The following is a 13,001-nucleotide window of genomic DNA, read 5'->3' on the forward strand; positions in this document are numbered from 1 at the left end:
GCTTTTTCTCCTAATGAAGGCCAACCGGCCGCGTCGAGTTTCCGGGCGGCGCCTACGAATGTTCGTCGTCAAAAAGGACTAGAGAGCTCGCCGACCGTCTCTTCGGGGCGGGCGCGCCGATAGCGGTGTACGCCCCCCTGCTCCTCGCGCACCAGCAGCCCCTCGCCGATCAGATAATTGGTGTGGGCCAGCGTCTCGCCGATGGCCATCAGCGCGTCGAAGCGGCTCTTCAGCCGCGGGAACAGCTCGACCATCAGCTCGGCCGCCGTGCACGGCTGCGCGCAACGCTCCAGCACCAGGTCGAGGTGCAGGCGGTGGTGCTCGCGCAGCTGGGCCAGCCGCGTGAGCAGGCCGTGGAACGGCCGCTCGTGGGCCGGCAGCACCAGCACCTCGTCCGGCAGTTCGCCCAGGCGGTCGAGGGAGTCCAGCCAGTCGCGCAGGGGGTCGCCTTCCGGTTCGTCGACGGCGACGCCGACCGTGGAAGTGATGCGCGGCAGCACCTGGTCGCCGGAAATCAGCAGGCCGTCCTCAGCGCTGTACAGGCAGGCGTGCTCGGGTGAGTGACCGCGGCCGACCACCACCTGCCAGCGCCGCCCGCCGATGGGCAGCACGCTGCCCTCCTTGAGGCGGCGGAAGGCGGCCGGCGGCGTCGGGCGGAAATGCTCCTGGCGGATCATGGGCAGGAAGGCCGCCGAATCCTCGGCAGTCAGCCCGGCCTGGCGGTAGAACTGGTGGAAGGCCCAGTCCGGCTCGCCGTCCTGCGGCGGCGCGACGTGGATCGCCTGGTACTCGGCGTGGGTCATGTACACCGGGCAGTGGAAACGCTCGGCCAGCCAGCCGAGCAGCCCGCTGTGGTCGTAGTGGAAGTGGGTGCAGACCAGTGCCAGCAGCGGCCGGCCCTCCAGCACGCCGCCCAACACCTGCTCCCAGACCTCGCGGCTCTGCGTGGTGTTGAGGCCGCTGTCCACCGCCACCCAGCCGTCGCCGTGGCGCAGCAGGTAGAGGTTGATGTGGTCGAGGCCGAACGGCAGCGGCATGCGCAGCCACAGCACGCCGGGCGCCACCTCCAAGGTCTCGCCGGCGGTTGGCGGCGCCACCCAGGGGTAGCGCAGGCCGGACTTCAGCTCGTGGCCATTGTGGTCGAGATCAGCCATGGGCTTCACCGAACGGCGGCAGGCCGATGGCGGCCAGTGCCTCGGCCGAGTACGGCCGGTAGGTGCCGGCGCCGTCGTCGCGTACATACAGCGGGTCGGCGAAGGCGTCCGGGTCGTAGCCCTGGCGCTGCAGGTCGACCTTGCGCAGCTTGAAGGTACTGGTCAGGTCGGCGGCGGGCGACACGCGCACGAACACCGGCGCGGCGTAGCGCGGCAGGCGCTGCTCGGTGAGCGCGTAGAAGCCGGCTGGGTCGAACTCGCGGCCTTCCTGCATCAGCACCGCAGCCATGCCGGCGCGGCCTTCCTGTCCCGGCACCTGCACGCCGTAGATGTTGATCAGCTCGAGGCCCGGGTAGTCGGCCAGGGCGTCGGCCACCTCCAGGGTCGAGACGTTCTCGCTCTTCCAGCGGAAGGTGTCGCCGATGCGGTCGACGAAATAGAAGTAGCCGTCCTCGTCGTAGCGCAGCAGGTCGCCGGAGCTCCAGTAGGAGTCGCCCGTCTCGAACACGTCGCGCAGGATCTTCTTCTCGGTGGCCTCGGCCGAGGTGTAGCCCTCGAAGCGGCCGCCGCCGATGTCCGGATGGCTGATGATGCGGCCAAGCGCCTCGCCCACCTCGCCCGGCTGGCACAGCAGGTAGAAGCCGTTGGCGTCGCGCGGGTGCGACTCGCTCTCCACATCGAAGCGCACCAGGCGGAAGTTGGTCTTCTCCCAGTACGGCACGCGGCCGCAGGAGCCGATGCGGTTGTCGACGTTGACCAGGTTGGCGTTGGATTCGGTCGAGCCCCAGCCCTCGAAGATCTGCACCGCACCGAAGCGCTCTACCCAGCGCTGCCAGGACTCCGGAGTCAGGCCGGCGCCGAGCATGGCGCGCAGGCTGTGCTCGCGGTCGCGCTGATCCGCAGGCAAGTTGAGCAGGTAGCGGCAGATCTCGCCGATGTACTGGCAGACGGTGATGCCGTTGTTGCGCACGTCGTTCCAGAACTCGCGCACGCTGAAGCGCCGACGCACCACGATGGCGGCGCCGCCCTTGAGCGCGGTGGAGGTCACCGAGGTGGCCGCGGCGCCGTGGTACAGCGGCAGGCAGCAATAGAACACGTCGTCCGGGGTGACATCGAGAGTCACCACCATCACATCGCCGGAGCTCATCCAGCGCATGTGGCTGTAGCGCGCCGCCTTGGGCAAACCGGTGGTACCGGAGGTGAAGATCAACAGGGTCGGCGTTTCCGCCGTCAGCCCGGCGCGCAGGTCGCGGCTCACCGCCAGGCGCGGCGCCTGTGCGACTTCCATGGCGAAGCGGCAATCCGCGTGCTCGTGCAGGGCGCGGTCGGCCGGTTTTTCTTCATCCGGCACCAGCCACAGCGGCACTGCCGGCAGGCCCTCGCTGGCGACGAAGTTGGCCAGGCACTCCTCGCCCACCAGTACCGCGCTCGCCCCGGTAGTCTCCAGTGCATGCACCAGCGGCCGTCCGCTGATCTGGGTATTGATCAGCGCTACCACCACGCCGAGCTTGACCAGCCCGAACCAGGCAAAGAAAAACTCGGGACGGTTCTCCAGGGCCAGCGCGCAGACGTCGCCGGCCTTGAGACCGCGCGCCAGGGCGGCATGCGCCACCTGGTTGGCCCGCGCGTCCACCTCGGCGTAGCTGAAGCGCTGCTCGCCGTAGATCAGCAGCGGCCGCTCGGCGTAGCGATGTGCCTGCTCCTCGAGCCGGTCGGCGATGGTATAGAGATCGCGCGGCTTGATCAGTGCGCTGGCCGCGGCGCGACGGTCAAGTTTTGCCTGAGTCACTTCGCGGGCCACTGGCACGTATTCCTGGGCAGCCGCCACTGGCAGCTTCATGCGGTCGTTCATGTTCACCTCCGAATTGGTACACGCACCAGCTCGTGCGCTTCGCCTTTGTCTGCCTTCAGCCTGTCGACCCTCACACGACCGGTACCGGCCAGCGCGGATAGTCGAGGTAGCCGCGCGGCCCCGCCGTGTACAGGGAGCGGCGGTCGAAGCCGGCCAGCGGTGCGTTGACGCGCAGGCGCTCGGCCAGGTCCGGGTTGCCGATGTAGTGGCGGGCGAAGGACACCGCCTCGCCCTGCCCGGCCTCGATGGACTGGCGTGCCGAGTGACCGTCGAAGCCGTCGTTGAGGATCAGCGCGCCGGGGAACCGCTCGCGGGCCAGGGCGAAGGCGTCCAGCTCGGGCAGCGGCGAGCGCATCACGTGCAGGTAGGCCAGGCCCAGCGGGGCGATGGCGTCGAGCAGCGCCGCCGCGGTGGCGGCCGGGTCGGCGTCCTCGCTGTCGTTGTAGGGATTGCCTGGGCAGATGCGCAGGCCGACCCGCCCGGGGCCGATGGCCTCGGCCATGGCGGCGAGCACCTCGGCGGGGAAGCGCACGCGGTTTTCCACGCTGCCGCCGTACTGGTCGCTGCGCTGGTTGCTGCCGCTGGCCATGAACTGCATCGGCAGGTAGCCGCTGGTGCAGTGCAGCTCGACGCCGTCGAAGCCGGCGGCGCGGGCGTTGCGCGCGGCCTGGGCGAATTCCTCGATCACCTCGCGGACCTGCGCGGTGCTCAGCTCCACGGGCTCATCGGTGTCGACCATGCCGGCGGCGTCGCTGAACAGCTGGGTGCGCGCGCGCAGCGCCGAGGGCGCCACGGTCGGCGCGCCGGCCGGCTTGTTGTGGTGGCTGGCGACCCGGCCGACGTGCATCAGCTGCAGGACGATGCGCCCGCCGGCGGCGTGCACCGCCTGGGTGACGCTGCGCCAGGCGGCGATCTGCGCGGCGCTGTAGATGCCGGGCGTGCGGCAGTAGCCGAGGCCGGCGGCCGAGGGCGCAGTGCCCTCGGCGACGATCAGGCCGGCGCCGGCGCGCTGGGCGTAGTACTCGACCATGTCCAGGGTCGGCATGCCGTCGTCCGCCGCGCGGCTGCGCGTCATCGGCGCCATCACCACGCGGTTGGCCAGTTCGATATCGCCGAGGCGGATGGGTTGGAAAAGCGGATTCATGGTGGCCTCCTCAGCGCACGCGGATCTTGGGCGCGCCGGCACCGCGGCGCAGGGTGGCGAGAAAACCTTCCAGCGGCGCCGGTTCGGCCACCTCGGGCAGGGTTTCCTTGTCCGGGCGCGCGGCCCAGAATTCGGTCCAGGAGGGGAACAGGTCGTGGAAGGTGCCGTGATAGGGCTCGCGGCCGGGCCAGCGCATCTTGCGCTCGCCGATCGGCGGCTTGTTGAGGTCGGTGGCGTACCAGTAGCAGGGCAGACGGCGGCGGAAGTACCAGCGCCCGTCGATGCGCTGGTAGTCGTCCCAGTAGAGCATCTGCATGATCACCCACTCGGGGCCGGTCTCGTGCTCGTTCTTCGAATACACCACGCCGGTGGCATGGTCGGCGTCGACGAACTCGATGATGTGCTGGCCGAGGTGGTGCGAGGTGCCGTCGAACTGGTTGCGCAGGGTGTCGTCGAGCCAGCTCTTGAGGTGGGCGCGGCCGACTTTCTCGCGGCCGACGCGGATGTCCGGCGCGAACAGGTTGACGTGGGCGTCGAGGTCGCGCATGTCCAGCGACAGCGAGTACTTGCCGGCCAGCTGGCGGATTTCCTCGATGGATTCGAGGCGGTCCAGGCGCGCGGCCAGGTTATTGTTGTTGTCCATTCAGGTTGCCCTTGCTGAGGGTGATTCGGCCCCGCGGGCGGTTGGCGGCGCCGCGCGCGGGGTGTCGTTGGCGCGCGGCGTTACTCGATTACGGTGTAGAGGTCCGAGCTGCGTCCGCCGTCCACCGTCAGGCACGCGCCGGTGACGTAGGAGGCTTCGTCGGAGGCCAGGAACAGGATGGCGTTGGCCAGCTCCACCGGCTCGCCGGCCCGGCGCAGCGGGATCAGCTTCTCGGTGTTGGCGCGTGCCTTGTCGTCGGCCAGCATGCCGGCGGTGGCCGGAGTGGCGACCACGCCCGGAATCACCACGTTGCAGCGGATGTTGTGCGCGGCGCCCTCGGAGGCGGCGGCGCGGCTGAAGTTGATCACCGCGGCCTTGGCCGCCGAGTAGCCGGCCATCCAGGCGGTGCCGAACAGGCCGCAGATCGACGCCAGGTTGACGATGGAACCGCCGCCCTGCTGCTGCATCAGGCGCATCGCCGTGCGGGTGCCCCAGAAGGTGCCGTCCACGGTGGTGGAGAAGTTGCCGTGCCAGGTGGCGGTGTCGGTGCCGGTGATGGCGCCCCAGCTGTAGGCCATGGCGTTGTTGACCAGGATGTCCAGGCGGCCATGGCGCTGGGCCGCCGCCTCGATGGCGGCGACGAAGCCCTGTTCGTCGCTGACGTCGACGACCACGCACTCGGCGTTGCCGCCCTTGTCGCGGATGGCGGCGACCACCGCTTCCAGCGGCTCGGCGCGGCGGCCGCAGATGATCACGGTGGCGCCTTCCTCGGCGAAACGGTGGGCGGTGGCCTCACCAATGCCCGAGCTGCCGCCGGTGATGAAGGCGACCTTGCCTTGCAGACGTGCTGTCATCGTTCTCCCCTCCTCAGATGAAGGCCATGCCGCCGTTGACGGCGATGTTCTGGCCGGTGATGAAGCTGGCGTCGTCGCTGGCCAGGAAGGCGGCGACCTTGGCGATCTCGTCCGGTTCGCACATGCGGCCGAGCGGGATGGCCTTGACCATGCTCTGCATCCACTCGTCGGGGATGCCGGCCATCATCGGCGTGTTGGTCGGGCCGGGAACGATGGTGTTGACGCGAATCTGGCTGGCAGCCAGCTCGCGGGCCATGCTGCGGGTCAGGCCCATCACACCCGCCTTGGAGGCGCAGTAGTGACTCGGCCCCTCGCCGGAGATGGCCGCGGTGCTCGACAGGTTGACGATCACCCCACCCTCGCCGCCCTGGTGCATCAGGCGCGCGGCCTCGCGGCTGCACAGGAAGGTGCCGGTCAGGTTGACGCCGATGACGCGCAGCCAGTGCTCGTCGGGGGTATCGAGGAAGGCGTCGACCGAACCGACGCCGGCGTTGTTGACCAGCACGTCGAGACGGCCGAAGCGCTCGACCACCGCAGCCATAGCCGCGGCCACCGAGGCGCTGTCGGCCACGTTGCAGGCCAGCGCCATGGCGCTGCCGCCGGCCAGGCCTTCGATGGTCGCGCGCGCGGCGTCCAGGTTGATGTCCGCCGCCACCACCACAGCGCCCTCTGCGGCAAAGCGGCGTACCATCGCCCGCCCCATGCCCTGCCCTGCCCCGGTGACGAAGGCCACCTTGTTCACCAGCTTCATGTGCGTTCTCCCGCAAGCGAAAATTCGTCGCGGCGAGGAAAGTCCCGCGGCGACCACGGTACTCATGATTGGCGGCGGGTCGGGGAAGGGCATCGTCCGATTTGACGATGCCCGTGGCGGGAGCAAAAGCGGAGCCTCTCGCTCAACCATTTCAAAAGAACAACAAGAGGACCTGCCCGTGAACACACCTGCGCGTGTCACCTGGCGTACGCACTACGCCCTCGGGGTGCTGACCATCATCTATGTGTTCAACTACATCGACCGGCATTTGATGGCGATCCTTATCGAGCCGGTGAAGGCCGAGTTCGGCATCTCCGATACCCAGATTGGTCTCCTTTCCGGGCTGACCTTCGCGCTGTTCTTTACTCTGTTTGGCTTCCCGCTCGGCCGGCTGTCCGACCGCATCGGCCGCAAGCCGGTCATCGCCCTGGCCTGCATCGCCTGGAGCGCGATGACCATGCTCTGCGGTCTGGCCGGCAGCTTCCTGTTCCTGGTGCTGGCACGCATCGGCGTGGCCATCGGCGAGGCCGGCGGCACCGCGCCGTCGATGGCGATGGTTTCCGACCTCTATCCACCGCAGCGCCGCTCCACCGCCCTGTCGGTGCTGATGCTCGGCTCCAGCCTGGGCGCAGTGTTCGGCCTCGGCCTCGGCGGCTGGATCGCCCAGCACTACGGCTGGCGCACCGCCTTCGTGGTCATCGGCGCCCCGGGCATCCTCCTCGGCATATTGCTGTGGACCACGGTTCGCGCGCCCAAACCCGCCGCACCGACGACCAGCGTGGCCCAGGCCCAAGCCCAGGAAAGCTGGCTGCAGACCCTCGGCATCCTGCTGGCCACTCCGGCCTTCGGCCTGCTGGTGATGACCGGCTCGGTCGCGGCCATTGCCGGCTACGCCATCGGCACCTGGGCGCCGAGCTTCCTGATCCGCTCCCACGGCCTGTCGCTGCAGGAGGCCGGCATCCTGGTCGGCGTGGTCGGCGGCACCTGCTCGGCCATCGGCACCCTCACCTGCGGCTGGTTCACCGACCGCATGGTGCGCCGCGACGCCGGCTGGCAGATCGGCGTGCCGCTGCTCGGCACCCTGCTCAGCATCCCCTTCGGCCTGGCCTGCTTCCTGTGGCCGCAGGGCGTGGCCTTCACCGCCTTCGGCATCAGCGTGCCGCTGGCCTTCCTGTTCTACATCCCGTTCGGCTTCTTCGGCACCTGGTGGGCGACTCCCTGCCTGGGCGCGATCAGCCACCTGTTCCCGGCCACCCGCCTGGCTCAGGCCACCGCGATCTTCGTGATGGGCATGGGCCTGCTCGGCGTCGGCCTCGGCCCGCTGGTCACCGGCATGCTCAGCGACTACTTCACGCCCCTCGCCGGCAGCGCGGCGCTGCGCTACTCGCTGGCCGCCTCGATGTCCCTGCTGGTGCTGGCCGCGCTGTTCCTGGCCCTGGCCCTGCCGCGCTATCGCCGCCAGTTGCTCGGCCAGTCTTCGCATCCGCACGCCGCCCCCGGCGCCACCACCGCTACCGCCTGACCCGGAGATAACGCATGTCCGCACAAGACCTTCCGCTGCCCCTAGGCCACTTCGTCACCCTCGCCGACGGCCTGCGCCTGCACTACCTCGACGAGGGCCAGGGCCCGGTCGTCCTCTGGCTGCACGGCAGCGGTCCCGGCGCCAGTGGCTACAGCAACTTCAAGGGCAACTACCCCGAGTTCGCCGCCGCCGGTTACCGCAACATCGTCCTCGACCTGCCCGGCTTCGGCCGCTCGGACAAGCCGGAGGACACCGAGTACTGCCTGGAATTCTTCGTCGCCGCGCTGAGCGGCTTTCTCGACGCCGTCGGCATCGAGCGCTGCACCCTGCTCGGCAACTCGCTGGGCGGCGCCATCGCCCTCGGCCAGGCGCTGGCCCGTCCGGAGAGCGTCGCGGCTCTGGTCCTGATGGCCCCGGGCGGTGTCGAGGAGCGCGAAACCTACTTCCAGATGGAAGGTATCCAGCGCATGGTCGAGGTCTACAGCGCCGGCCCGATGGGGGTCGAGGAAATGCGCCAGGTGATGAGCCTGCAACTGTTCGACGCCAGCCAGCTCGACGATGCCCTGCTCGCCGAGCGCGCCGCGGTCGCCGCCACCCAGCCACGCAGCCTGTTCGCCGGCATGCGCGTGGCCAACATGACCGCACGCCTGGGCGAGCTGCGCTGCCCGATCCTCGGTTTCTGGGGCAGCAACGACCGCTTCAATCCGATCGGCGGCGCGCTGAAGTTCCTCGACCACGCCCCGCAGGCGCGCTTCCTGCTGCTCAACCGCTGCGGCCACTGGGTGCAGGTGGAGCATCGCGAGCTGTTCAACCGTACCTGCCTCGATTTCCTCGGCGAACAGTGAACAATCAGGCTGTGTGCGGCACCGCCGCTAGCAGCCAGCAAGGGACGATCCGATCATGACCAGCTTCACCCACCTGCTCGCCCCCGGGCGCATCGGCAAGCTCGAACTGCGCAACCGCATCGTGATGGCGCCAATGGGCTCCAACTTCGCCGAGAGCGACGGCCACTGCGGCGAGCGCATCCAGGCCTACTACGAGGAGCGCGCCGCCGGCGGCGCCGGCCTGCTGATCATGGGCGTATGCGCCATCGCCTATCCGGCCGGCACCGCCGAGCCCTACCAGGTCGGCGTGTCCTCCGACGAGTTCCTGCCCGGCCTGACCGCGCTGGCCAGTCGCGTGCACCAGCACGGCGCGAAGATCGCCATGCAGCTGCAGCATGCCGGCAAGAACGCCGTACGCGACATGGCCGAAGGCCGGCCGATCTGGGTGCCGTCGCTGCCGCCGCCGGCCAAGACCGACATGATGGCCGCCCTCACCCCCGAGGAGCTGGCCACCTTCGTCAGTTCGGCCAAGCGCCGCGAGGGCGGCGCGGCGATCCGCGTGATGGACCAGGCCGACATCGCGCAGATGGTCGAGTGGTTCGCCGCCGCCGCCGAGCGCGCCCAGCGTGCCGGTTTCGACGGCGTGGAGATCCATGCCGCGCACAACTACATCATCGCCGGCTTCCTCTCTGCCTATTACAACCAGCGCGACGACGAGTACGGCGGCCCGCTGGAGAACCGCGCGCGCCTGCTCATGGAAGTGCTGGCGGCGGTGCGCACGCGTGTCGGCCCCGACTTCGCCGTGTGGCTGCGCCTGGACGCCTACGAGCTGCGCACCCCCGGCGGCATCACCCTGGAGGACGCCAAGACGGTGGCGGTGATGGCCGAGGCTGCCGGCGCCGATGCGGTCAGCGTGTCCGCCTACGCCGCGGTCACCGAGGGCGTGGCCTTCACCGAGGCGCCGCTGGTCCAGCAACCGGCGGGCTTCCTCGACTGGGCCGCGGCGATCAAGAAGGAAGTCGACATCCCGGTGATCGCCGTCGGACGCATCGAACCTGAGGTCGGCAGCACCGCCATCGCCCAGGGCCGCTGCGACTTCATTGCCATGGGCCGCAAACTGCTGGCCGACCCCGAACTGCCCAACAAGCTGATCGAGAACCGCGTCGCCGACATCCGCCCGTGCATCTACTGCTACGTCTGCGTCAGCCAGATCTTCATCAACCAGCGGGTCAAGTGCGCGGTCAACCCACGCACGGGGCACGAGGCGGACATCGTCATCAGCCCGGCCGCCACGCCGCGCCATGTGGTGGTGGTCGGCGGCGGCCCGGCGGGCATGGAAGCGGCGCGGGTAGCGGCGCAGCGCGGCCACCGCGTGACCCTGATCGAGCGCAGCGACCGCCTCGGCGGCACCCTGTTCTTCGCCGCCCTCGCCTACGCCGAGAACGGCCGCCTGCTCGACAACCTGGTGCACCAGGTGCGCAACCAGCCGATCGAGATCCGCTTCAACAGCGAGGCGACGCCCGAGCTGCTGCGCGAACTGAACGCCGACGCCGTGCTGGTGGCCAGCGGCGCGCGGCGCGCCGCGCCGGACATCGCCGGCGCCGACCAGGACCACGTGTGGAGCGGCGACGAACTGCGCCGCCTGCTCACCGGCGACCGCGCCGACGAGATCGCCAAGCGCAAGCTGTCGCTGACCCAGCGCACCATGATGAAGGCCGGCAGCCTGGTCGGCGTCACCGACAGCACCGCCGCCATGCAGAAGCTCTCGCACGTGTGGATGCCGCTGGGCAAGCGCGTGGTGATCGTCGGTGGCGGCCTGGTCGGCCTGGAGCTGGCCGAGTTCCTCATCGAGCGCGGCCGCGAGGTCTGCGTGCTGGAGAGCGGCAGCCACCTCGGCCGCGAACTGGCCATCGTGCGCCGCTGGCGCGTGCTGCACGGCATCAAGCAGCACGGCGGGCAACTGCTCACCAGCGTGCAGGTCAGCAGCATCGGCCGCAACAAGGTCAGCTACGTCAGCGCCGAGGGCATCGCCATGCAGATCGCCGCCGACTCGGTGGTCCTCGCCAGCGGCGCCGAACCGGACGACAGCCTGGCCCGCAGCCTGGCCGCCAGCGGCCTGCCGGTGAGCCGCATCGGCGACTGCGACCAGCTCGGCTACATCGAGGGCGCCATCGCCTCCGGCCTGCGCGCCGGCTGCGCGGTCTGAGCCAGCGGCCGCAGCGGGGCTCCCCCGCTGCGGCCGCACCACCACTTCCCCAGGAAGCCCTGCCGATGACCGCTGCAGCCCTCGCCATTCACAACCTGCTCTACCGCTACGCCGAAGCCATCGACGCTGGACAGCTCGAAGACGCCGCCGCGCTGTTTCGCCATGCGCGCATCGTCGCCGGCGGCAATGGCACGCTGGACCACGCCGGCCTGCTCGCCCTGTGGCGGCGGATCATCGTGCTCTACCCCTGCGGCACCCCGCGTACCCGCCACCTGATCAGCAACCCCATTGTCGAGATCGACGAGGCTGCCGGTACGGCGACTGCCCGCTCCTGCTACACCGTGTTCCAGGCCACCGAGCAGCTCCCCCTGCAGGTCATCGCCAGCGGCCGCTACCTGGATAGCTTTGCGCGTATCGACGGGGAGTGGTGTTTCACGGCGCGGGAGTATCGACTGGATCTGGCCGGCGACCTGAGCCGTCACCTGCAGAACTACTCCGCGCGCTGAGCGGGGCAGCGGATTCATCCAGCGCATCAGGTTTAGCCCCCTGAATAAATCTCTAGAGGTTGGCCCTTGGACAAGAACACCAACCAGGAACATGTTCAACGCCGCTACCGCCATCACTGAGAGTTCATCATGCCTAACAGTCTGACCAATAAAGTCGCCATCATTACCGGTGCCAGCCGCGGCATCGGCGCCGCCATCGCCGAACGCTTCGCCGCCGAAGGTGCCCGCGTGGTAATCACCGCGCGGACCAGTGAACCCGGTGGCCGGATGCCCGGCTCCCTGCAGGAGACCGCCGAGCGCATCCGCGCGCGTGGCGGCGAATGCCTGAGCGTCACCGGTGACCTGGCCAAGGAAGAGGATCGCGAGCGAATCATGGCGCAGACCCTAGAGCACTTTGGCGGCGTCGATATCCTGGTGAACAACGCCGCGTTTGCCCGCTTCAGCCCCACTCGCGAGCAGCAGGCCAAGCACGTTCAGCTGTCACTGGGGATCAACTTCATTGCTCCGCTGCACCTCGCCCAACTGGCTATTCCGTCCATGCTCGAACGCGGCGGTGGCTGGATTCTGAACCTGTCCAGCGATACCGCGCGTAAGCCCCATCACGGCCCCTACGGCGCCGATGACCGCGCCTACCGCTTTCATAACACCGCCTCGCCCAGCCTGTACGGCTCGACCAAGGCGGCACTGGAGCGACTGACCGCCGGCTGGGCGATGGAACTGGCCAGCCAGTCGATCGCCATCAACAGCCTGGCGCCCGTCGAGGCGGTCGCCAGCGAAGGGGCATTAGACAGCGGCAGTATCGATGATGTGGCGTTCTTTGAGCCCATTGAAGCCATGGCGGAAGCCGCCCTGGCACTGTGCTCAGGCCCGCAGCAATCACTGACCGGGCGCATTGCCTTCAGCTTGAATCTGCTGGAAGAACTGAAAATTCCCGTGTGCTCGCTGGACGGTCTGACCGAACTCGACAATGTACCTGCCGCACCACCCAAGGGCTGAAACCGGAGTATCGGCGACGGCAACGAGCTGGGCTACATCGAAGGCGCCATCGCCTCCGGTTTCCGCGCCGGCCGTGCGGTCTGAGTTGCCCCTCCGGGGCGGGCAGCCTGGCTGCCCTGCCCACTCCGGTGCCTCTGGAGCACCTGCGACTCATCAGCCGCGCTAACCGCATGACCTGCGCCGGCCGGTCGTTGGGCAGAGCGCGCTCAGCGTGATCCCGCCTTCGCCCAGGCGCTCCTGGACGAAGCGGCCACCCTGTTCCTGAATGGCGAGCCGGAAGCCGCTCGCGTGATTCTCCGCGATCTGGTCAATGCGACCGTGGGCTTCGAGGAGCTGTCCCGCGAGACAGCCAAGCCCAGCAAGAGCCTGCACCGCATGCTCTCTGCCAGCGGCAACCTCAGCATGGACAACCTGGCCGCCATCTTTGCCGTCATTCGCGCCAAACTGGGCGTGGATATCCAGGTCCATGCGGTGAGTGCCGCCTGACGAACCGCTGGCCGGAACGCCTGCGGGAGCAGCCCCTGCTGCCCCCGCCCCTCACGCCCGCAC

11 protein-coding genes and 1 pseudogene are annotated in these 13,001 nt (G+C 69.1%); 6 read left to right on the forward strand and 6 right to left on the reverse strand.

All coding sequences use genetic code 11. From position 1 onward, the window contains the following. Window positions 1-68 precede the first annotated feature (68 nt). The 6 genes from BM297_RS04650 to BM297_RS04675 form a co-directional block, all read right to left on the reverse strand. Window positions 69-1,154: an MBL fold metallo-hydrolase gene (locus BM297_RS04650; protein WP_092428796.1), complete on the reverse strand. Its 1,086-nt coding sequence runs from the start codon at window positions 1,152-1,154 to the stop codon at window positions 69-71. Next, complete coding sequence (locus BM297_RS04655) at window positions 1,147-3,006, reverse strand: long-chain-acyl-CoA synthetase (RefSeq protein WP_092428798.1); 1,860 nt, start codon at window positions 3,004-3,006, stop codon at window positions 1,147-1,149. The genes BM297_RS04650 and BM297_RS04655 overlap by 8 nt, the downstream gene beginning before the upstream one ends. A gap of 70 nt (window positions 3,007-3,076) precedes the next feature. Then, complete coding sequence (locus BM297_RS04660) at window positions 3,077-4,150, reverse strand: alkene reductase (protein WP_092428800.1); 1,074 nt, start codon at window positions 4,148-4,150, stop codon at window positions 3,077-3,079. A 10-nt stretch (window positions 4,151-4,160) separates the two neighbouring features. After that, window positions 4,161-4,793 (reverse strand): nuclear transport factor 2 family protein, encoded by a 633-nt coding sequence (locus BM297_RS04665; RefSeq protein ID WP_090311690.1) that lies wholly within the window; start codon window positions 4,791-4,793, stop codon window positions 4,161-4,163. A gap of 80 nt (window positions 4,794-4,873) precedes the next feature. Next, complete coding sequence (locus BM297_RS04670; protein ID WP_092428802.1) at window positions 4,874-5,647, reverse strand: SDR family NAD(P)-dependent oxidoreductase; 774 nt, start codon at window positions 5,645-5,647, stop codon at window positions 4,874-4,876. Window positions 5,648-5,660: 13 nt separating this feature from the next. Then, window positions 5,661-6,398 carry an SDR family NAD(P)-dependent oxidoreductase gene (locus tag BM297_RS04675; RefSeq protein WP_092428804.1) on the reverse strand — a complete coding sequence of 246 codons (738 nt, stop codon included), beginning with the start codon at window positions 6,396-6,398 and terminating at the stop codon, window positions 5,661-5,663. 178 nt (window positions 6,399-6,576) lie between these two features. Here BM297_RS04675 and BM297_RS04680 point away from each other — a divergent pair, with 178 nt between their 5' ends. The 6 genes and pseudogenes from BM297_RS04680 to BM297_RS04705 all read left to right on the forward strand — a co-directional run. Beyond that, window positions 6,577-7,920 (forward strand): spinster family MFS transporter, encoded by a 1,344-nt coding sequence (locus BM297_RS04680; protein ID WP_245768208.1) that lies wholly within the window; start codon window positions 6,577-6,579, stop codon window positions 7,918-7,920. 14 nt (window positions 7,921-7,934) lie between these two features. Next, complete coding sequence (locus BM297_RS04685; RefSeq protein ID WP_092428808.1) at window positions 7,935-8,765, forward strand: alpha/beta fold hydrolase; 831 nt, start codon at window positions 7,935-7,937, stop codon at window positions 8,763-8,765. Between the two features lie 55 nt (window positions 8,766-8,820). Next, window positions 8,821-10,950, forward strand: coding sequence for an FAD-dependent oxidoreductase (locus BM297_RS04690; protein WP_092428810.1), 2,130 nt, complete (start codon window positions 8,821-8,823; stop codon window positions 10,948-10,950). A gap of 65 nt (window positions 10,951-11,015) precedes the next feature. Further along, entirely contained in the window at window positions 11,016-11,456 is a 441-nt protein-coding gene (locus BM297_RS04695; RefSeq protein ID WP_092428812.1) for a nuclear transport factor 2 family protein, read from the forward strand. A 129-nt stretch (window positions 11,457-11,585) separates the two neighbouring features. Beyond that, entirely contained in the window at window positions 11,586-12,452 is an 867-nt protein-coding gene (locus tag BM297_RS04700; RefSeq protein WP_092428814.1) for an SDR family NAD(P)-dependent oxidoreductase, read from the forward strand. Window positions 12,453-12,647: 195 nt separating this feature from the next. After that, window positions 12,648-12,938: pseudogene (locus BM297_RS04705) on the forward strand (helix-turn-helix domain-containing transcriptional regulator); the annotation flags it as partial. Window positions 12,939-13,001: the final 63 nt, after the last annotated feature.

The organism is Geopseudomonas sagittaria, assembly GCF_900115715.1.
Taxonomy (GTDB): Bacteria; Pseudomonadota; Gammaproteobacteria; order Pseudomonadales; family Pseudomonadaceae; genus Geopseudomonas; species Geopseudomonas sagittaria.

Coding starts and splice junctions, on each gene's coding strand:
- BM297_RS04690 (WP_092428810.1), top strand. CDS start 8,821: ATGACCAGCTTCACCCACCTGCTCGCCCCCGGGCGCATCGGCAAGCTC.
- BM297_RS04665 (WP_090311690.1), bottom strand. CDS start 4,793: ATGGACAACAACAATAACCTGGCCGCGCGCCTGGACCGCCTCGAATCC.
- BM297_RS04660 (WP_092428800.1), bottom strand. CDS start 4,150: ATGAATCCGCTTTTCCAACCCATCCGCCTCGGCGATATCGAACTGGCC.
- BM297_RS04695 (WP_092428812.1), top strand. CDS start 11,016: ATGACCGCTGCAGCCCTCGCCATTCACAACCTGCTCTACCGCTACGCC.
- BM297_RS04675 (WP_092428804.1), bottom strand. CDS start 6,398: ATGAAGCTGGTGAACAAGGTGGCCTTCGTCACCGGGGCAGGGCAGGGC.
- BM297_RS04670 (WP_092428802.1), bottom strand. CDS start 5,647: ATGACAGCACGTCTGCAAGGCAAGGTCGCCTTCATCACCGGCGGCAGC.
- BM297_RS04650 (WP_092428796.1), bottom strand. CDS start 1,154: ATGGCTGATCTCGACCACAATGGCCACGAGCTGAAGTCCGGCCTGCGC.
- BM297_RS04700 (WP_092428814.1), top strand. CDS start 11,586: ATGCCTAACAGTCTGACCAATAAAGTCGCCATCATTACCGGTGCCAGC.
- BM297_RS04685 (WP_092428808.1), top strand. CDS start 7,935: ATGTCCGCACAAGACCTTCCGCTGCCCCTAGGCCACTTCGTCACCCTC.
- BM297_RS04655 (WP_092428798.1), bottom strand. CDS start 3,006: ATGAACGACCGCATGAAGCTGCCAGTGGCGGCTGCCCAGGAATACGTG.